Below are 18,943 nucleotides of genomic sequence, written 5' to 3' on the forward strand. Positions count from 1 at the left end.
GCCCCGCTCGATGTGTATCGAGCGGGGCCCTTTGCTTGGAAGGGGAGCGTATTCATCCGGATGGCGCCGTAATGGCAGGGCCCGGTCAGCTCTTCGGTATGCGTGCCACGCGTCCAGTCGTTCGTGGGACGGCCACGACGGCATGGAAAACGGTGGTTCGCCGCTGGTTGCGTCACACCTGGCTGACCAGGCTGCGATTCAACGACCAGGGTTGCTAGAATGCCGCGCGTGCGCTTCTCCCCCCAATGCCAGGAGTCTCCCGATGACCACCGACGATACGGCAACAATGCCGACCGACACCCCGCTACGCACCTTGATCACGGGGGCGCAGATGCTGTTCGTGGCCTTCGGTGCGCTGGTGCTGGTGCCCTTGCTGACGGGATTGGATCCCAGCGTGGCCTTGTTCACGGCGGGCATCGGCACGCTGCTCTTTCAGTTCGTCACCCAGCGCAGCATTCCGGTGTTCCTGGCATCGTCGTTCGCCTTCATCGCGCCCATTCAAGGGTCGGTGGCCAGCTACGGCATTCCTGCCACATTGGGTGGCCTGTTCGTGGCCGGGCTGGTGTACGTGGCAATCTCGCAGATCGTGCGCTTGAAGGGGACGGCCTGGCTGCATCGCCTGTTGCCCTCGGTCGTGGTGGGGCCGGTGATCATGGTGATCGGTCTGGCCCTGGCGCCGGTCGCGGTGGACATGGCCACCGGACAGAACAGCGACATGGGCTATGGCCAGGCCATCACGCTGTCGATGGTCAGTCTGCTGGTCACCCTGGTGCTGGCGGTATTCGGGCGCGGCCTGATCCGTCTGATTCCGATCATGGGCGGGATCGTGGTCGGCTATGCACTGGGTCTGGCGATGGGCGTGATCGATCTCTCGCCGGTGCACGACGCCGCCTGGCTGGCGTTGCCGGATTTCGTGGCCCCGACCTTCAATCTCGCGGCGATCCTGTTCATGATTCCGGTGGCCATCGCGCCGGTGATCGAGCACATCGGCGACATGGTCGCGATCGGTTCGGTGACGCGTCGCAATTATCTGGAGAAGCCCGGTCTGCAGCGGACCTTGCTGGGCGACGGTCTGGCCACTGCGGTGGCGGCATTGTTCGGGGGGCCGCCCAACACCACGTACTCGGAAGTGACCGGGGCGGTGACGCTGACCCGCAACTTCAATCCCGTGATCATGATCGTCGCGGCTTGCACGGCCATCGTGCTGGCCTTCGTCTCCAAGCTGGGCATGTTGCTGCAGACCATTCCCACGCCGGTGATGGGAGGCATCATGACGTTGCTGTTCGGCTCCATCGCCGTGGTGGGGATGAATTCCCTGGTACGCGGCGGGCAGTCATTGACGGCGCCGCGCAACCTGGTCGTGGTGTCGTTGATCCTGGTGTTCGGTATCGGTGGCATGCAGCTCGGCAGTGGCGAATACGCCCTGCAGGGCGTGAGCCTGGCCGCCCTGGTCGGCATCGTCCTCAACTGGGTACTGCCGCCCGCCGCCACCCACGAGTAAGGCGAACGCGGCCGTCAGGCACGGTCAACGGCGATGGTGCGTGCTGGCGCCGCCCTCCGAGAATCCCGGCGGCGTGTTGGCACTGACGATGACGCAGTCGCCATCGCCGGGGTTGCGGAAGCGGTGGGGCAGGCGGGAGTCGAAATAGTAGGCATCGCCCGCATGCAGGCATTGCGTATCGCCGTTCACGGTGAGCTCGATGCTGCCAGCGATGACGACGCCGCCTTCTTCCCCTTCGTGCTCGAGCATTTCCTCGCCGGTATCGGCGCCGGGCGGGTAATGTTCGTGGATGATCGACATGCCTCGACTGGGATGACGCGCCGCCACCAGGCGCCAGGAAAGATTGCCGTCGCCGATCTCGGTGAGCTCCTCGGCACGATAGAAGAATTTTTCTTGCGGGCTGGTCTCTTCGCCGGCAAAAAACTCGCTGATCGAGACCGGCATGGCATCGAGAATCTTCTTCAGCGAACTGACCGAGGGGCTGACGTTGTTCTGTTCGATGAGAGAGATGGTGCTGTTGGTCACGCCGGCGCGTTTGGCCAACTCGCGTTGCGAAAGGTCACGCAACTTGCGCAACTGCTTGAGACGTGCACCGACGTCGAATCCACTCATGAAGGTTCCTTGGCATGCTGTGAGACGTTGCGGGCCATGATAGCGGGGCGGCGCGCGAAGCTTAACTGCCGCGTGACGATGGCGCGGTGGCATCGCTGAGAGAGTCGAGCAACTTGCGGGTCGTGGCCTCCTCTGCGCCGCTGGGTGCTGCCCGGCATGGCAGCCAGACATGGAAGATCGTGCCGCGGCCAGGCCTCGAGGCGACACCTATGTCCCCCCCGCTGCGACGCACGATGCCGGCACTGATCGCCAGGCCCAGGCCGGAGCCGGCCTCGCGGGTGGTGAAGAACGGGTCGAAGATGCGCTGGCGGACTGCCTCGGACATGCCCGGTCCCGGATCGGCGACGCGGATTTCCACGCCGTCGAGGTCGCCGCGTCCCGGCACCTCGCGCACGCTGTCGCGCGTGACGAGGTGAATGGTCACCGGCGCGGTGCTGGCCTGGGCGGCGTTGAGCAGCAGGTTGATCAACACTTGCTGCAACTGACCACGATGACATTCGACCGGCCGCGTGGCATGCAGGGCGCTCACCAGCCGGTGACCATGCTTGTCGAGCGCGTGGCGGACGAGGACTTCGGTGTCCGCGGCGATGGCATTGATGTCCTCGGCGCGGAACGCCGGTTCCTGACCGCCGCCGGCGCGCGAGTATTGCAGCAGATTGTCGATCAGCGCGCGGATGCGTTCGACCTGCGCGATGATGGTGTCCACCTCGTCGCGTACCGGGGCCACGTCGGGCCCCAGCGTATCGGCAATGAGTTCCACGTGCCCGAGTATCACCGCCGCGGGATTGTTGATCTCGTGCGCGATGCCGGCGGTCAATTCGCCCAGGGCCGCGAGCTTTTCCTGGGTCATGAGGCTGGCCCGTGCCTGCTTGAGCAAGGCCACGTGCTCCTCGAGCGCGCGGGTTTTTTCGGTCAGCGAGTGCGTGCGGCTCTGAACGCGACGCTCGAGTGTCTGGGCGGCGCGTTCCAGGGCATGCTGGTGTTCGTCCAGCCGGTCGAGCATGGCATCGAATTCCTGCGCCAGCTCGGCCAGTTCGTCCTGGCTGTCGAGATGCCCGATACGCAACTGACGGCCTTCACGGATGCCGTGAATCACGCGGTGCATCCGGCGCACGGGGCTGGCGAGGGTATCCACGCCGCGAATCACCATCAAGCCGGAGATCAGCATGATCACGGCCAGGACGCCGCCGATCTGGAGCAGCGTTTCGCGGTACAGACGCTGGTACGGCGTCAGGGGGAAGCCGGCGTAGATCATGCCGATGCGTTGACCGGTCAGCGAGGCAAGGGGCGCATAGGCCGCCACGTACCACCCGCTGACCACGAAGGCGTTGTCGATGAAGCGTTCGCCGCGCGCCAGCACCTGCTCGCTGACGGGCTGCGAGACGCGAGTGCCCAGGGCGCGCTCGCCGTTGGCCAGGCGCACGTTGGTAGCGATGCGCACATCGTCGAGAAACAGGGTCACGCTGCCCGTGGTGCCCTCGGGCAGCGTGCCGGGTCCGTAGACCAGGTCGCGAATCTCGTCGACCGGCCCGGCGTCGCCATTGAGCAGGCGGCCACCGTCCAGCAGCAGGCGCAGATGGCCCTGGGCGTCACGCAAGGGCGTCAGCGTGCGCAGCACCATGCCGCGCGTTTCATGCCGTCGTTCGCTCGGGGCTGCCTGCGGGGTCTCGCGCAGCGGCAGGCGTGCGCGCTCGGCCAGACCCGGTGCCAGTGCCTCGAGCCGTGAGGCACTGAGCACGTCCAGACCGGAAATGCCGCTGCCGTCATCGGGCGGTTGCAGGCGGCGTTGCAACTGCGGGTCGCCATCGAGCATGTCGGGGGAAACCACGCGGAGCCAGTCCAGTTGCATCGCACGCTGGGTTTCATCGAGCAGGGCATCGAGCGATTGCGTGCCATCCCCTTGCAGTGACGAGGCCAGGGCATGACTGCGCGCGAGTTCTTCCAGGCGTGCCTGCTGTTGCTGACTCAAGCTGTCTAGCACGCGTGAGGCGACGGCCAGGTCGGCACGGACCTTCATGTACAGCTGGCGGTCGTTGTACGTGGAGGTCCAGTAGGCGGTGAGCCCGGCGAGCGCCAATGCTAGCAGGACCAGCGGCGCGAAGGCCAGCCATAGCAGGCGGCGACGGATCGAGGCGCGCAACCAGCGGCGCAGGCTGTTCATGCGTCGAGGTCTTGCCAGGCGGTGAGCTTGCGATCGAGCGTCTTGCGCGACACGCCGAGCGCGCGAGCGGCACTGGACTTGTTGTTGGCGTGCGCGTCCAGCACGTTGAGGATATGCGCCCGTTCGACGGCGTCCAGAGTCCAGTCCGTGGGGTAGCCGTCGGCGTTGAGGTCGGTTTCGGCAACGACGGCATCGTCGAACATGTCGCTCGGCAATTGGCCGAGCAGGATGCAGCGTTCGATGAAGTTCTTGAGCTCGCGGATGTTGCCCGGCCAGGAATAATGCGTCAGGCGCTCGAGGTCGGCATGCTGCCACGGCAGGGCGTCGAGTCCCAGGTCGCGGGACAACTGTCGCGAGAAATGATGTGCCAGAGCGGGTATGTCTTCGGGACGTTCGCGCAACGCCGGCAACGGTAGTGTCAGCACGTTGAGGCGAAAATACAGGTCCTCGCGAAAGCGGCCCTCGTTGACTTCATGCTGCAGGTTGCGATGCGTGGCCGCGACGATGCGAACATCCACCGGCTGTTCCTGCTCGCTGCCCACCGGACGGATGCGCTTGCTTTCGAGCACTCGCAACAGCTTGGCCTGCATGGCCAGCGGCATTTCGGCGATTTCGTCGAGGAAGAGAGTGCCACCGTCGGCATAGGTGAACAGCCCTTCACGGGTCTTCACCGCGCCGGTGAACGCGCCCCTGGTGTGTCCGAACAGCTCCGATTCCAGCAAGTCGCCGGCGATGGCGCCGCAGTTTAGCGGTACGAAGGCGCCGAAACGTCCCGACAGGCGATGCAGATCGCGGGCCACGAGCTCCTTGCCGGTGCCCGACTCGCCATAGATCAAGACCGCCGAGGGAGTAGGCGCCACGCGCTCGATGATCGTCCTGACCCGTGCCATGGCCTGACTGTCGCCGATCATGCTCTCGTCGGGACTGTGCAGACGTTGCGCCTCGCGCTTGAGAACGAAGTTCTCGCGTGCCAGTCGGCGCTGGGCCAGGCAGCGATCGACGGCGCTTTGCAGCTGTTCCAGCCGGAACGGCTTGATGATGAAGTCGCTGGCGCCGGCGCGTAATGCCTTCACCGCAATGTCGAGATCGGCGTAGGCCGTCATGAAAATGATGTCGCTGCGCCGCTCGGGGCCGAGTGCCTCGTGCCACTCGATGCCGGAGCGGTCGGGGAGCCGGATGTCGACCAGCAGCAGATCGAAGTGCAGCCGCTGACGCAGGGCTTCCGCCGCAGTGAGCGAATCGGCGGTTTCGATCAGCGCGAATCGTGATGCCAGCGCCTTGCTCAGATAGCTGCGCATGCCGGGCTCGTCATCGACGATCAACACGGAGGCGGTAGGCAATTCGGTGGATGCGGTCATGGGTGACGTTTCCCTGCGCGACGGGACAGTATGTCTCGTCATTGGGTCAATTTGTTACACTTGGCGCGCGGCAAGATTATTTTCATGGTAAAAGGCGCGATGCAATCCGGCAATTGTCGCCGTTTTATCGCGATGGGTCACGTCAGGCATGCCACTTGCAAGAAGACTCGGGCAGTTCCTGAAAGCACATGACCGAGGAGTTCCCATGCTGAAACGTCGACTCTCGCTGATCGCTGCCCTGGCGCTCTCCTGTCTGCTGGTGTCAGTGGCCCAGGCAGCCGACACCGTGCGGCTGGCAACCACGACCAGTACCTACAATTCCGGCCTGCTCGACTATCTGCTGCCCAAGTTCGAAGCCGATCATCCCTACCAGATCCAGGTCATTCCGGTGGGCACCGGCAAGGCGCTGCGCCTGGGGCGCGATGGGGACGTCGACCTGGTGTTGACGCACGCTCCCGCTGCGGAAAAAGCCTTCGTCGATGCCGGCTATGGCGTCGAACCGCACGGAGTGATGTACAACGACTTCGTGATCGTGGGGCCTTCCGATGACCCTGCCGGGATCGCCGGGGGCGATGATGCCACTCAGGCATTTGCCACGCTTGCCGAGGACGAGGCGCTTTTCGTCTCGCGCGGTGACGACTCTGGCACCGACAAGAAAGAGAAGATCCTGTGGGAGCAAGCCGGCGTGACGCCCGACTTCGATGGCTTCCGTGCCGCCGGACAAGGCATGGGGGAAGTGCTGAAGATGGCCAGCGAACTGCAGGGCTACACGCTGACCGATCGTGGCACCTGGCTGGCGATGCAGGACAAGCTCGACCTCGAGATCATGGTCGAGGGCGATACGCAGCTGTTCAATCCCTACCAGGTCATCCTGGTCAATCCCGAACGCTATGATGGTCTCAATACCCAGGGCGCGCGGGCGCTTGCCGAATGGTTGGTGTCCGATGAAGGTCAGTCACTGATCGATGATTTCCGACTCAACGGCAAGGTGCTGTTCCATGCCAGCGCCGGAGAGGACGTCGATCCGGAAAGCGTCGCTGACCAGGAATAACCAGGCCACCCGGAGGCGTCGATGGATGAACTCATGGTAACGGCCGGAGAGGCGTTGCGGCTCCTGGTCTCGTTCGACCCCGCGCTGTGGGAAATCATCGGCGTCTCGTTCCGGGTATCGCTGACGGCGATCCTGGTGTCGTTGCCTCCCTCGCTGCTGCTGGCGCTGCTGCTGGCACGCGTCTCGTTTCCGGGGCGCTGGCTGGCGATCTCGGTGGTCAACACCTTGATGGCCGTTCCCACCGTGGTGGTGGGATTGGTCCTGTTCATGCTGTTGTCACGCAGTGGGCCGCTGGGAGAGCTGCGGCTGCTGTTCACGCAAAGAGCCATGATCGTCGGTCAGATCCTGCTGGCCATGCCGATCCTGACGGCCATGCTGCACAGCACGTTCCAGAGTCTCGATCAGCGTGCCTGGGAGACGGCCCGCCTTTTGGGGGCGAGCTGGTTCCAGGCCTTGTGGATGCTGATTCGGGAGGCACGCTTCGGCGTCATTGCCGCCTTGCTGGCGGCCTTCGGGCGGATCATCGCCGAGGTGGGCAGCGCCGTGATGATCGGCGGCAACATCGAGCACTTCACCCGAACCATCACGACCGCCATCGCACTGGAAACGCTCAAGGGCGAGTTTGCCCAGGGGCTGGCCCTGGGGCTGGTGCTTCTGTTGCTGGCGTTGTTGCTCAATGTGCTGCTGGGCGTCATGCGAGGGCGAGGGCAGCAGACCGTGAGTGTCTGAGCTGTCCGCGCAGACGGGGCGGTGCATGCAGGATGCCGCCGAACGCAAGGCGTCGAAGAAGACGAAAGGAGAGTCGATGCTCGAGGTATGCCATCTCGCCCATGGGTTCGGGCGACAGCCGGCGTTGTGGGAAATCCCCCACTTGAGGTGGCGCGGAGAATCGCTCGTGCATCTGCAGGGAGACAACGGCAGTGGCAAGACGACCTTGATGCGCTTGCTGGCGGGGCTGGAGGTGCCGCGTCAGGGAACGGTGCGCTGGTCGCTCGACGATGCGCCCGCACAGCCTCCGCCCTGTCCCGGGCGCCTGCTCTACCTTCATCAGCAGCCCTATCTCTTCGATACCACGGTGGCCGGCAATCTGCATTACATCGCCCGTTGGAACGGCTGGCGTGGCGAGGCGATGCACCGGCGGATCGACGAGATGCTCGAGCGCTGTGGCCTGGCCGAGCATGCCAGGCAGCGGGCACGCTCCTTGTCCGGCGGTGAGCGCATGCGTCTGGCCCTGGCTCGCGCCTGGTTGCTGTCGCCGCGCGTGCTGCTTCTCGACGAGCCCACCGCCAGTCTCGATCGCCAGGCCGTTCGCGATGTTGCGGCTCTCGTCGGCGCGCTGCATGCGTCCGGTTGCGCCGTCGTCCTCAGTGCGCATCAGCCCAGCGAGTTGACCGAGCGCTGCGACGAACACTGGTATATTGCCCATCAGCGTCTGGGCGTGGCGACCCGTGAGGCGCCGTTGCCGGCTTGAGCGAGCAGAGGCGAAGGCATGTCGGGTGCGCTGATTCGGTGTCCGGGGTAAAGCCGAGTATGATGGTGGGAGATCGAATCCAGCAGGAGTAATGACATGCGCGACGATGAAGTGACGGCCGTGATCCTGGCGGGCGGTGAAGGGCGGCGCATGGGCGGACGCGACAAGGGATGGGAACCGGTCGCCGGGCGACCGCTGATCGAGCATGTCCTGGCGCGCCTGGCTCCCCAGGTCGAGCGTATCGCGATCAACGCCAACCGCAGCCTGGCGCGTTACCGCACCCTGGGATACCCGCTCGTGACCGACCGCGAGGCGGGGTATCATGGGCCGCTGATGGGGATCTGGAGCGCGCTCTGTGCCGTGGAGACGCCCTGGACATTGGTGGTGCCCTGCGATTCGCCGGTACTGCCTGTCGATCTGGTGACGCGTCTGTACGCGCATCTGGGATCGCGGCGCATCGCGGTCGCGCACGACGGTCAGCGAGCGCACCCGGTGGTGGCCCTGATCGACACCTCGCTGCGCGATGACCTCGCGGATGCCCTGCAGGCGGGCGAGCGCAAGATAGACCGCTGGTACGCGCGTCATCCATGGTGTCACGTCGATTTTTCCGATCAACCTCAGGCATTTGCCAATCTCAATTCGCCGGGAGACCGTGACGATATGGAGCGGCAATGGCGTTCGGGTGGGTCATTTTGACCCGAGGCATGCAAGATGGCGGAATTTTTCATGTCATGTCGCGCGTCAGGCGCGTATCGCCGACCTCGTGTCGGCACGTTTGTTGCCTGTGCTTTCTGCTGCCCATGTTCTGTTGCCGACGCTGGCGGAGACGCCCACCGAACCGCGGTTGCCACGCCTGCCGCAATGCACCGACACGAGGATGACGAGACGCGATGACGCTATCGCTCGAGACGCTGGAGACGCCGCTATTGGGAATTGCCGCCTGGAGCGGTACGGGAAAGACGACCCTGCTGGAAGCGTTGTTGCCCAGGCTGTCCGCCGCCGGCATGCACGTCGCGGTGATCAAGCATGCCCACCATGCCTTCGACGTCGACCAGCCCGGCAAGGACAGTCATCGACTGCGCCAGGCCGGGGCGGCACCGATGCTCGTCGCCTCGGGCAAGCGTTTTGCCTTGATGATGGAAACGCCCGAGCAGGAAGAGGCGGACCTGGCCACGCTGGTTTCCCATGTCTTGCCCTTGTCGCCGGACCTGATTCTGGTGGAAGGCTTCAAGGCATGGCCACTGCCCAAGCTGGAGCTGCATCGGCGCGCATTGGGGAAGCCGCTCATGGCGCCGGATGATGTCTGGGTTCGTGCGGTGGCGACCCCGGACGACGTGGCGCTGCCGACGGGTGTCGAACGCCTGCCCCTGGACGATCACGCGGCGCTCGTCGCGTGGCTGCAGGCATGGCGGGAGCGCTGGCCGGCGATGCGCCGAGGCCCCCGGGAGGCGACATGACCCTGTCCTGTTTCGAACTGGGTGAGCGCATGCTCGACGTCGACGAGACGCTCGGCGCACTGGCGGCGATGACGCCGCCCGCCGTGGCATGCCACCGCGTACCGCTGTCGTCGGCGCTGGGCGGTGTACTGGCGGCGGATGTCGTGTCACCGATCGATGTCCCGCAGAACACCAACGCGGCCATGGACGGCATTGCGCTGGCATGGCCCGAGGCGCCACCGACCGAGGTGACGGTGGTGGGCGAGGTGCTGGCCGGCACCCGCTTCGAGGCTCGGCTGGCAGCCGGACAGGCGGTGCGTATCACCACCGGTGCGCCGCTTCCCGACGGGGCGGATACCGTCATCATGAACGAGCAGCTCGCGACGAGCGCCGCGTCACGGGTGCGTATCGAGCATCCCGAGCGGGTGCGGCGGGCGCAGAACGTGCGCCGGGCCGGAGAGGATCTCGCCCGCGGTCAGCTGGCGCTGGCGGCAGGCACGCGGCTGCGACCGCAGCATCTGGGGCTGCTGGCCTCGCTGGGCCTGGCCGATGTCTCGTTGTTCCGGCCGTTGCGTGTGGCGGTGTTTTCCACCGGCGACGAGGTGACCGCGCCGGGAGAGGCATTGCCGGCCGCGGGCATCTACGATACCAATCGCTTCTCGCTGCGCGGGTTGCTGGAGCGGCTGGGGTGCGAGGTCATCGACCTCGGCATTCTCCGCGACGATCTCGAGACCATGCGGTGGGCGCTCGCCACGGCGGCCCGGGATGCGGACATGGTGATGACCAGCGGTGGCGTGTCGGTCGGGCAGGCCGATTGGGTCAAGCCGGCACTGGAGGCCATCGGTGAGCTGGGATTGTGGCGCATCGCCATGCGCCCGGGGCGGCCGCTGGCGTTCGGCCGGATCCGGCGCGAGGCGGGAGCGCCGGTGCCGTTTTTCGGCTTGCCCGGCAACCCCGTGGCGGTGATGGTGACATTCCTGCAATTCGTGCAGCCCATGTTGCGACGCATGCAGGGCGAGCACGCCTGGCAGCCTGCTCGGCTCACGGCGTTGGCGGGCGAATCTCTGAAAAGCCGCGAGGGTCGTGTCGATTTCCATCGCGGCATCTATGCCAGTGACGAGGCGGGACGGTTATGGGTGAACACCACCGGCCGCCAGGGGTCGGGCATTCTCAGCTCGATGGTGGCCGCCAACTGTCTGATCGAAATTTCCGCCGAGTGCGCCACCGTGGATGTCGGCGCCCCGGTAACGATTCAACCGTTTGGTGATTTGACATGAGTCTGACCCATCTCAATGCTCGGGGCGAAGCCCATATGGTGGATGTCGGCGACAAGGCCGAAACCCAGCGTGAAGCCGTGGCATCGGGGCGTATCGTCATGCGCCCGGAAACGCTTGCCATGCTGGCCGAGGGTGGCCTGCCGAAAGGGGATGTGCTGGCCACCGCGCGTATTGCGGGCATCCAGGCCGCCAAGCGTACGCATGAGCTGATTCCCTTGTGCCATGTGCTGATGCTGTCCAAGGTCAGTGTCGACTTTCGCCTCGATGAAGCGGCCTCGTGCGTCCATGTCGAATCGCGTTGTCGTCTGGCCGGTCGTACCGGCGTGGAAATGGAAGCATTGACGGCAGTGTCGGTGGCGTGCCTGACGCTTTACGACATGTGCAAGGCGGTGGACAAGGACATGACCATCGAAGCGGTCAGGCTGGAACACAAGATCGGTGGAAAGTCCGGCGAATGGCATCGCGACAGCGACGTGGCACCATTGCCGCCGGAAGCCCCCGTGACCTTGCCGTCGGCCGCGAGCGAACCGGCTTCGATCCGCGTGAAGTTTCTCGCCGAATTGCGCGAGCGGCTGGATGTCGCTGATATCGAGGTGCCTGTCGAGACGCTGGATAAGCGCGATGTCGCCAGCCTCAAGGCTGCGCTTCAGGCGCAGGACTCACGCTTCGCGGCGTTGTCGGAAGCGCGCATTCTCTGCGCCGTCAATCAGGCCATGGCGCATGATACATCGCTGCTTTCCGAAGGGGACGAGGTGGCGTTCTTTCCGCCGGTCACCGGTGGTTGAGGAGAACGGTATGATCGAGGTACGCGTACAGTCGGCGGTGTTCGACGTCGGCGAAGAGCAGCAGCGCTTGCTGGCAGGGCGGCACGATATCGGCGCCGTGGTGACCTTTACCGGCCTGGTACGGGACTTCAACGAACGCCCGGATGTCGAAGCCTTGTCACTGGAACATTACCCCGGCATGACCGAAGCTGCCCTGCACGATATCGCTCGACAGGCAACGGCGCGCTGGCCCCTTGACGGCATACGCATCGTGCATCGCATCGGGCGCTTGTCGCCTGGCGACCCGATCGTGCTGGCCATGGTGGCCAGCGCGCATCGACGCGCGGCGTTCGAGGCCTGTGATTTTCTCATGGACTACCTCAAGACACGTGCGCCATTCTGGAAGAAAGAACATACCGCAAGCGGGACGTACTGGGTGTCGGCACGTGATAGCGATGCGCAGGACGCAGCCCGTTGGGAGGCTACATGACCGAGCTGATCGACAACTTCCAGCGCCGTATTCGCTATGTGCGCATTTCGGTGACGGACCGTTGCGATTTTCGCTGTGTGTACTGCATGAGCGAGGACATGACGTTTCTACCGCGTGCCCAGGTATTGACGCTCGAGGAAATCGAGCAGGTCGCGCGTGCATTCGTCGAGCTGGGGGTGGAAAAGATTCGCCTCACCGGCGGCGAGCCTCTGGTACGGCGCGGCATCGATGATCTGGTGGGGCGTATCGGTGCGTTGCCGGGACTCAAGGACTTCGCCATGACCACCAATGGCGCGGGCCTGGTGAAGCACGCCAAGGCATTGCGCGAAGGGGGGCTCCAGCGCCTCAACATCAGCATCGACTCGCTCGATCCCGAGCGCTTCCGTCAGCTGACGCGCACGGGCAACCTGGAGCATGTCGTCGCAGGTATCCGCGCGGCACGCGATGCGGGGTTCGAGCGGATCAAGCTCAATGCGGTCATGCTCAAGGGCCGTAACGACGATGAGGTGCTGGATCTGGTCGATTTCGCGCGTCGAGAAGGCGTGGATATCAGCTTCATCGAAGAGATGCCGCTTGGCGATGTATCCGACCACTCGCGTGGCGAAACCTTTTATTCCAGCGACGATGTGAAATCCACCGTCGAGCAGCGTTATCCTCTGATGCCGACCACCGAGAATACTCTGGGTCCATCCCGATACTTCCGGATGCCGGACAGCGACTCGCGTGTTGGCTTCATCTCGCCGCATAGTCACAATTTCTGCGATACCTGCAACCGGGTTCGCGTCACCGTCGAAGGGCGCTTGTTGTTGTGTCTCGGCAATGAGCATTCGGTCGATCTGCGTGAGGTCATGCGTCGTTATCCCGGCGATATGGCGCGTCTCAAGCAGCGTATCGTCGAGGCGATGCCGCTCAAACCGGAACGCCACCATTTCCGTACCGATGGCGATGTCGATATTGTGCGGTTCATGAATATGACGGGTGGGTAATGTTTTGCGTGATGCGATTATTCGCGGTAGCGTATTACGCCTCCTGACGATAAAAGTATAAGACTCGGCTTGCGTCGACTGCATTATTTTCTTGCTAAACCAAGTTCGCGTCATATACTTTTCAAAAACCCGAAGCGTTATGCTTCAGGTTGGTTATTTTAAATGGAGGAGGCGAATGTCCACTGAAACCCTGGAGCGCATTGCGCGAAATAAAAACGTGGCTCGCGCCGCTGCGCGACAGCTCAGCATGGAACAGCTCCACAAGCTGTCGGAAGTCATCGGTGAAGTGATCGAACAGAAGCAGCAGGAAGATCAGAAACGTCAGGCCGAAGAGGCGGCGAAAGAACGCAAGCTTGCGGAAATCCGTGAAGCGATGAACGATGCGGGACTTTCTCTGGATGATCTGATGTCCGAACAGCCTCGCAAGCGTCGCGGTCGTCCGCCGAAGAAGGATAAAGAGCGCCAGCAGTAACCGGCGTCTTGCATGAGCAAACGGACCTTCGGGTCCGTTTTTTCATGAGGCGTCAGGTCTCGTAAACGGTATCGCCTTCCGCGGCCATGATGTGCAGGTGCACGTCGGGAAGATGGCGCAGATGGTCGCCCAGCCAGTGCATCAAGGGGCCATGCAATCGCTGGCGCAAGGTGACGATGGTATCCGCGTCGTGGCCTGCGAGCTGCTCGTCGACCCAGTCGGCGAGGGCCACGTCGTCCAGAGGCAGGTCGTGGCTGGTATCCCAGAGCAGTCGTCCGATCCGTACCCATCCAGTGGATTGGCGAACGACCGGCAGGGTCAGGCTCAGAATCCCGCTGCGTCGATGCATGCTCGAGGCCTCGGGGGCACGCAGTCCTTCCAGGGGGTGAATGCGGTTCTGCGTGACGATGTGCGGCGCCAGCGAGTGACGTGACTCGCAGTGGAGGCCCTCGGCGTCGAGACGTAGCATATCGCCGTTGCGGGGAATCCAGGGCACCTCGATGCCCAGCGATTCCGCCAGCGCACGATGGGCCTGTTGATGTTGCTGCTCGCCATGCACGGGCAGCAGGCGTCGAGGCTTGACCCATTCGTAAAAACGGCGCAATTCCGCTTGTGCGGGGTGTCCCGAGGCATGCAGTTCGGGGTGGCTGCGTTCGTCGAAAATCGTGACCTTGGCACGCTTCAGGCCGGCCTGCAGGCGTTCGATGAGCAGTTCGTTGCCCGGGATTGCCTTGGCCGAAAAGATCACGCTGTCGCCGGGGTGCAATTCGAAATCGGCATGCCGCCCCTGCGCGAGCCGCGAAAGCGCGGCACGGGGTTCTCCCTGACTGCCGGTGGCGATGACCAGCACTTCCTCGGGCGGCAGGTAGCCGAGATCGCGTACCGGCACCAGCGGCGGAAAGTCCTCCAGGTAGCCGAGCCCGCGTGCGACGCCCACCATGCGTTCCATCGAGCGTCCCATCAGGCTCACGCGCCGTCCGCAGGCATGCGCGGCGCGCCCCAGCGCCAGGATTCGCGCCAGGTTGCTGGCAAAGCAGCTGACGATCACGCGTCCCGGGCATGCGCCTATCGTGGTCTCCAGGGCGCGCGCGACCTCACCCTCGCTGCGCGAGTGACCGGGAACGGGGGCATTGGTGGAGTCGCCGACCACCAGATCGACCGGGGCAAGCGCCTGGAAGCGTTGAGGGGATGCCGGCTTGCCGATCAGAGGTTCGGGGTCGAGCTTCCAGTCGCCGGTGTGCAATATCCGGTGCTGGGGCGTCGTCAGCAGCAGCGCGCAGCTTTCGGGAATCGAGTGCGGCAGCGGCAGGAAGCGAATGTCGAACGGTCCGCTTTCCATGGCGTCACCGGGCGTGATGACCTGGATGGCGCTGGTGGGCAATTGCTGCTCGGCAAAACGCAGGCGCAGCAAGCCGGCGGCGAGGGGCGTGGCATGCACGGGGCATTGCCAGCGGGGCCAGAGCCAGGCGATCGCGCCGATATGATCTTCATGCCCGTGCGTCACGACGATGGCCCGGGGAACGATGTTCTGCGACGCCAGCATGTCCACGTTGGGAACCTGAAGCGGTGCCTGCGGGAGATCCTGGCGAATCATCATGCCGCAATCGACGACGATCCAATGATCCTGGTGGCCGTAAAGCGTGAAATTCATGCCGATTTCACCGCAACCACCGAGCGGCAGCATATGCAGGGGAGGCTTTCGACGGGCGCGAACCTGGATGCGTGGCTGGGACATCGTCATCCTTAATCGTGGGCATGACCCGTTACTATACGTGATGCGTCGGCGTGCCCACAATCGAGGCTTCTTGTCGGTGATGAATCCGCTACAATAGGCGCCCTTCGGCGATATGTCCTAGCGCGTATCGCCACCTTATTTCAGGATTGATGGTAGCTCGCATGTCCCATTCGTATCGTCTTATCGTCTCGTGCCCCGACCGCGTGGGCATCGTCTCTCGCGTGTCCAGTTACATCGCCGGCCATGGCGGCTGGATCACCGAGGCCAATCAGCATTCGGATCTGGTTACCGGACGGTTTTTCATGCGTTACGAAATCAAGGCCGAATCGCTGGCGCTGGATATCGAGGCGCTGCGCGATGATTTCGCCGCCATTGCCGACGAGTTCTCGATGGAGTGGGCATTGAGCGATACCGCGCGGCGCAAGCGGGTCGTGCTGATGGCATCGCGTGCCTCGCATTGCCTGGTCGACCTGTTGTATCGCTGGAATGCCGGTGAACTCGATTGCGACATTCCCTGCGTGATTTCCAATCATGAATCGCTGCGCCCCTTGGTCGAGTGGCACGGCATTCCTTTCTATCATGTCCCGGTCGAGCCGCACGACAAGGCGGCAGCGTTCGCGCGTGTCGAAGCACTGGTCGAAGAAGCTCGCGCGGATGCCGTGGTGCTGGCGCGCTACATGCAGATCCTGCCGCCCAACCTGTGCCAGCGTTACGCGGGGCGTGTGATCAATATCCACCATAGCTTTCTGCCTTCCTTCGCTGGTGCCAAGCCGTATCACCAGGCCTACGAGCGCGGCGTCAAGCTGATCGGCGCCACCTGTCACTATGTCACCGAGGAACTCGATGCCGGTCCGATCATCGAGCAGGACATCCAGCGCGTGACGCACTGCCATACCGCCGATGACCTGGTGCGTCTGGGGCGCGACGTCGAGAAGGCGGTGCTGGCGCGTGGCCTGCGCTGGCACCTGCAGGATCGAGTGTTGATCCACGGCAACAAGACGGTCGTCTTCGCCTGAGCGGTGTATGCGGTGTATGCGGTGTGCCGGCGGCTTGGCATGGCGCGTGGCAGCCGGTATGATGCGCCCCGTTTTGAGGGAGTAGTCTCTTTCCCGCCGACGGGGCGTTTCGCGCCTCTTCGCGCATGCAATGAAAGGTTTGCGTCAACACCTTTGGCCATCTCGGCCATGGCGCAAACAGCCTCCGGGCCTGACGAGACTCAGAACACCCGCTTCCGGTGCCGGCAGCGAGGTGTTCTGATCGTGACTCGCCGGCGCCGTGAGGAGACGTCGTTGGATGCTCTGCTGACCAGTGTCGCCGCCGTGGGGCTCGCCGAGATCGGCGACAAGACGCAGCTGCTCGCCTTGCTGCTGGTGGCGCGTTTTCTTGCGCCATGGTCGATTCTCTGGGGAATTCTCGTCGCCACGCTGATCAACCATGGGGTTTCCGCCTGGTTGGGCACGGCACTGGCGGACATGCTCGATCCGCAGACGCTGACGATCACGGTGGGCTTCGCCTTCCTGGCCATCGGCATCTGGCTGCTCAAGCCCGATGACGACGAAGCTCTCGATGCCGACAATGTGCGCTACGGCGTGTTCATGACGGCGTTTGTGCTGTTCTTCGTCGCCGAAATCGGCGACAAGACACAGGTCGCCACGGTCTTGCTGGGAGCGCGGTTCGATGACGTACTGGCGGTCACGCTCGGGACGACGCTGGGCATGGTAGCCGCCAATGCCCCGGTGCTGTGGGTCGGTCACCGTTTCTGCCGCGATCTTCCCCTCAAGACGATTCATGGTGTCGCAAGCCTGTTGTTCATCGCCATCGGGCTATGGACGCTGTGCATCGAAACCGGCTGGTTGACGGGCTAGGCACGCCGCTCAGTCGAAGAGCGTCATCTGGCGACGCTGGGCCTCGGGAGCCAGCCGCACGCCGACACCGAGCAGCCGCACCGGTCTCTCGCCCCGCGCCCAGGCGCCCTCCAGCAACGCCTGAAAGCGCGTCGTCTGCGCTTCGCGGCCCGATGCCTCCAGCGTCGTGCTGCTGAAATCGTCGAAGCGTACCTTGACGAACAATTTGTGAATGGCCGGCGTGCCATGTCGGGCCAGCCGCTCTCGCAACCGCTCGATCAGCGGCGACAGGGCGTCGTGGCAGGCGGCGAGGTTCGGCAGGTCACGGTGGTAGGTGGTTTCCACGCTGACCGATTTCCTCTCGCGCTCGATCTGCACCGGGCGCTCGTCGATCCCGCGGGCCAGTTCGAAGAGGCGTCGTCCGAACTTTCCGAAGCGCTCGAGCAGGGTGTCGAGGGGCCAGTCACGCAAGTCGCGGCAGGTCACGATGCCCAGGCCTTCGAGCTTGGCCGCCGTCGCCGGTCCCACCCCATGCAGGCGCTTGACCGGCAGTTCGAGCAGGAAGGGTTCGACTTCCTCCGGCGCGATCACGTAGAGGCCGTCGGGCTTGTCCCAGTCGCTCGCCAGCTTGGCGAGAAACTTGCTGGGCGCCGCGCCCACCGAAATCACGATACCCGTGCGTGTCAGCGCTTCCTGCTTCAACCAGCGAGCCATCCAGGTCGCGCTTCCCTGGCATTGCGTCACCTCGCTGACATCGAGATAGGCCTCGTCCAGCGACAGCGGTTCCACCAGCGGGGTCAGTTCGTGAAACAGCGCTTGAATGCGCGCCGACACCTCCCGGTACTTGGGAAAATCGGGCGCCAGGCGGGTGAGGTGAGGGCACAGGCGCATGGCTCGGGCCATGGGCATCGCCGAATGGATGCCGAAGGCCCGCGCCGGATAATTGCAGGTGGCGACGACACCGCGTTGCTCGGGGCTGCCGCCGATCGCCAGCGGGACGTCGCGCAGCGCCGGGTCGTCGCGCATTTCCACGGCGGCGTAGAAGCAGTCGCAGTCGGCGTGGAGGATCTTGCGCATGGCGTGGGCCAGTGGGGCCTCAGTGCAGGCCGTTGCCGCCGCCGCCGCGAATCACCCCCACGCCCAGTCCTTCGATTTCCAGGTCCTGGTGACGCAGGTCGACTTCGATGGGGGCAAAGTCGGCGTTCTCGGCCACTAGCCAGACGTGATGTCCCTGGCGCTTGAAGCGCTTGACGGTCACCTCGTCGTCGAGGCGGGCCACGACGATCTGCCCGTCGCGAATCTGCTGCGTGCGATGCACGGCCAGCAAATCGCCGTCGAGAATGCCGGCATCCTTCATCGACAGCCCGCGCACCCGCAGCAGGTAATCGGCACGCGGCGTGAAATAATCCGGTGCGAGCGGGCAGTGGCGATCGATGTGCGCCGCCGCGAGAATCGGACTGCCCGCAGCCACTTCGCCGACCACGGGCAGGCCGTCGGTGCTCGTCGGTGCGGCGTCCTCCTCGCCGGTCAGCCGGATGCCGCGCGAGGTGCCGGGGATCATGCGGATCACGCCCTTGCGATCGAGCGCTCGGAGATGCTCCTCGGCGGCGTTGGGCGAACGAAAGCCCAGTGCGCGGGCGATCTCGGCGCGGGTCGGCGGATAGCCGAGCTCGTTCATGGTCTTGACGATGAAATCGAAGACGTGTTGTTGGCGCGAGGTTAGCGAGCGAGACATGGGGCCTCCGGCGGGCACTGACGTGTTCAAGTATACAGTATGTGATTGTA

General features: G+C 64.3%; 19 protein-coding genes and 1 riboswitch. Of the genes, 13 read left to right on the forward strand and 6 right to left on the reverse strand.

Features of this window, described 5'->3' with window-relative positions; all coding sequences use genetic code 11:
• The first annotated feature begins 262 nt into the window (after positions 1-262).
• Positions 263-1,501: a uracil-xanthine permease family protein gene (locus tag ABGX75_RS11065; RefSeq protein WP_011507385.1), complete on the forward strand. Its 1,239-nt coding sequence runs from the start codon at positions 263-265 to the stop codon at positions 1,499-1,501.
• 24 nt (positions 1,502-1,525) lie between these two features.
• Here the strand turns inward: ABGX75_RS11065 and ABGX75_RS11070 are convergent, their stop codons facing one another.
• The 3 genes from ABGX75_RS11070 to ABGX75_RS11080 all read right to left on the reverse strand — a co-directional run bounded on the left by ABGX75_RS11070 (position 1,526) and on the right by ABGX75_RS11080 (position 5,632).
• Positions 1,526-2,113, reverse strand: coding sequence for a cupin domain-containing protein (locus tag ABGX75_RS11070; protein ID WP_011507384.1), 588 nt, complete (start codon positions 2,111-2,113; stop codon positions 1,526-1,528).
• A gap of 61 nt (positions 2,114-2,174) precedes the next feature.
• Complete coding sequence (locus ABGX75_RS11075; protein WP_347411347.1) at positions 2,175-4,274, reverse strand: cache domain-containing protein; 2,100 nt, start codon at positions 4,272-4,274, stop codon at positions 2,175-2,177.
• Positions 4,271-5,632 (reverse strand): sigma-54 dependent transcriptional regulator, encoded by a 1,362-nt coding sequence (locus ABGX75_RS11080; protein WP_347411348.1) that lies wholly within the window; start codon positions 5,630-5,632, stop codon positions 4,271-4,273. Before ABGX75_RS11080 ends, ABGX75_RS11075 begins: the two co-directional genes overlap by 4 nt.
• A 205-nt stretch (positions 5,633-5,837) precedes the next feature.
• Between ABGX75_RS11080 and ABGX75_RS11085 the strand changes: the two genes are divergently transcribed.
• From ABGX75_RS11085 to ABGX75_RS11130, 10 genes are all read left to right on the forward strand, one after another.
• Positions 5,838-6,683 (forward strand): substrate-binding domain-containing protein, encoded by an 846-nt coding sequence (locus tag ABGX75_RS11085; RefSeq protein WP_110061188.1) that lies wholly within the window; start codon positions 5,838-5,840, stop codon positions 6,681-6,683.
• Positions 6,684-6,704: 21 nt separating this feature from the next.
• The gene (locus ABGX75_RS11090) at positions 6,705-7,412 is read left to right on the forward strand and encodes an ABC transporter permease (protein WP_110061187.1); all 708 of its coding nucleotides are present in this window, start codon (positions 6,705-6,707) and stop codon (positions 7,410-7,412) included.
• A complete protein-coding gene (locus ABGX75_RS11095; RefSeq protein WP_347411349.1) occupies positions 7,405-8,154 on the forward strand; it encodes an energy-coupling factor ABC transporter ATP-binding protein in 750 nt (249 codons plus the stop codon). Before ABGX75_RS11090 ends, ABGX75_RS11095 begins: the two co-directional genes overlap by 8 nt.
• A gap of 96 nt (positions 8,155-8,250) precedes the next feature.
• Positions 8,251-8,850: a molybdenum cofactor guanylyltransferase MobA gene (gene mobA, locus ABGX75_RS11100; RefSeq protein WP_035412242.1), complete on the forward strand. Its 600-nt coding sequence runs from the start codon at positions 8,251-8,253 to the stop codon at positions 8,848-8,850.
• 194 nt (positions 8,851-9,044) lie between these two features.
• Positions 9,045-9,611: a molybdopterin-guanine dinucleotide biosynthesis protein B gene (gene mobB / locus ABGX75_RS11105; protein WP_347411350.1), complete on the forward strand. Its 567-nt coding sequence runs from the start codon at positions 9,045-9,047 to the stop codon at positions 9,609-9,611.
• The gene (locus ABGX75_RS11110; protein ID WP_347411351.1) at positions 9,608-10,867 is read left to right on the forward strand and encodes a bifunctional molybdopterin-guanine dinucleotide biosynthesis adaptor protein MobB/molybdopterin molybdotransferase MoeA; all 1,260 of its coding nucleotides are present in this window, start codon (positions 9,608-9,610) and stop codon (positions 10,865-10,867) included. Before mobB ends, ABGX75_RS11110 begins: the two co-directional genes overlap by 4 nt.
• Positions 10,864-11,652: a cyclic pyranopterin monophosphate synthase MoaC gene (moaC, locus tag ABGX75_RS11115; RefSeq protein WP_110061182.1), complete on the forward strand. Its 789-nt coding sequence runs from the start codon at positions 10,864-10,866 to the stop codon at positions 11,650-11,652. The genes ABGX75_RS11110 and moaC overlap by 4 nt, the downstream gene beginning before the upstream one ends.
• Before the next feature lie 10 nt (positions 11,653-11,662).
• Positions 11,663-12,121: a molybdopterin synthase catalytic subunit MoaE gene (moaE, locus tag ABGX75_RS11120; RefSeq protein WP_128690857.1), complete on the forward strand. Its 459-nt coding sequence runs from the start codon at positions 11,663-11,665 to the stop codon at positions 12,119-12,121.
• The gene (moaA, locus tag ABGX75_RS11125; protein ID WP_011507373.1) at positions 12,118-13,107 is read left to right on the forward strand and encodes a GTP 3',8-cyclase MoaA; all 990 of its coding nucleotides are present in this window, start codon (positions 12,118-12,120) and stop codon (positions 13,105-13,107) included. Before moaE ends, moaA begins: the two co-directional genes overlap by 4 nt.
• Positions 13,108-13,282: 175 nt before the next feature.
• On the forward strand, positions 13,283-13,579 hold the full coding sequence (locus tag ABGX75_RS11130; RefSeq protein ID WP_035412255.1) for an H-NS histone family protein: 297 nt from the start codon (positions 13,283-13,285) through the stop codon (positions 13,577-13,579).
• A 52-nt stretch (positions 13,580-13,631) separates the two neighbouring features.
• Here ABGX75_RS11130 and ABGX75_RS11135 read toward each other — a convergent pair whose 3' ends face one another.
• Positions 13,632-15,314 carry a ribonuclease J gene (locus ABGX75_RS11135; protein ID WP_347411352.1) on the reverse strand — a complete coding sequence of 561 codons (1,683 nt, stop codon included), beginning with the start codon at positions 15,312-15,314 and terminating at the stop codon, positions 13,632-13,634.
• Positions 15,315-15,475: 161 nt separating this feature from the next.
• Between ABGX75_RS11135 and purU the strand changes: the two genes are divergently transcribed.
• Together purU and ABGX75_RS11145 are read left to right on the forward strand one after the other, a co-directional pair.
• On the forward strand, positions 15,476-16,330 hold the full coding sequence (purU, locus tag ABGX75_RS11140) for a formyltetrahydrofolate deformylase (protein ID WP_043558385.1): 855 nt from the start codon (positions 15,476-15,478) through the stop codon (positions 16,328-16,330).
• A 77-nt stretch (positions 16,331-16,407) separates the two neighbouring features.
• A riboswitch (yybP-ykoY riboswitch) is annotated at positions 16,408-16,592 on the forward strand.
• Between the two features lie 11 nt (positions 16,593-16,603).
• Positions 16,604-17,179, forward strand: coding sequence for a TMEM165/GDT1 family protein (locus tag ABGX75_RS11145; protein ID WP_035412259.1), 576 nt, complete (start codon positions 16,604-16,606; stop codon positions 17,177-17,179).
• A gap of 9 nt (positions 17,180-17,188) precedes the next feature.
• Here ABGX75_RS11145 and dinB read toward each other — a convergent pair whose 3' ends face one another.
• Both dinB and lexA read right to left on the reverse strand, forming a co-directional pair.
• The gene (dinB, locus tag ABGX75_RS11150) at positions 17,189-18,235 is read right to left on the reverse strand and encodes a DNA polymerase IV (protein WP_011507368.1); all 1,047 of its coding nucleotides are present in this window, start codon (positions 18,233-18,235) and stop codon (positions 17,189-17,191) included.
• Positions 18,236-18,254: 19 nt separating this feature from the next.
• Complete coding sequence (lexA, locus tag ABGX75_RS11155) at positions 18,255-18,893, reverse strand: transcriptional repressor LexA (protein ID WP_110061178.1); 639 nt, start codon at positions 18,891-18,893, stop codon at positions 18,255-18,257.
• Positions 18,894-18,943 lie beyond the last annotated feature (50 nt).

It is taken from the genome of Chromohalobacter sp. (assembly GCF_039830575.1).
GTDB lineage: Bacteria > Pseudomonadota > Gammaproteobacteria > Pseudomonadales > Halomonadaceae > Chromohalobacter > Chromohalobacter israelensis.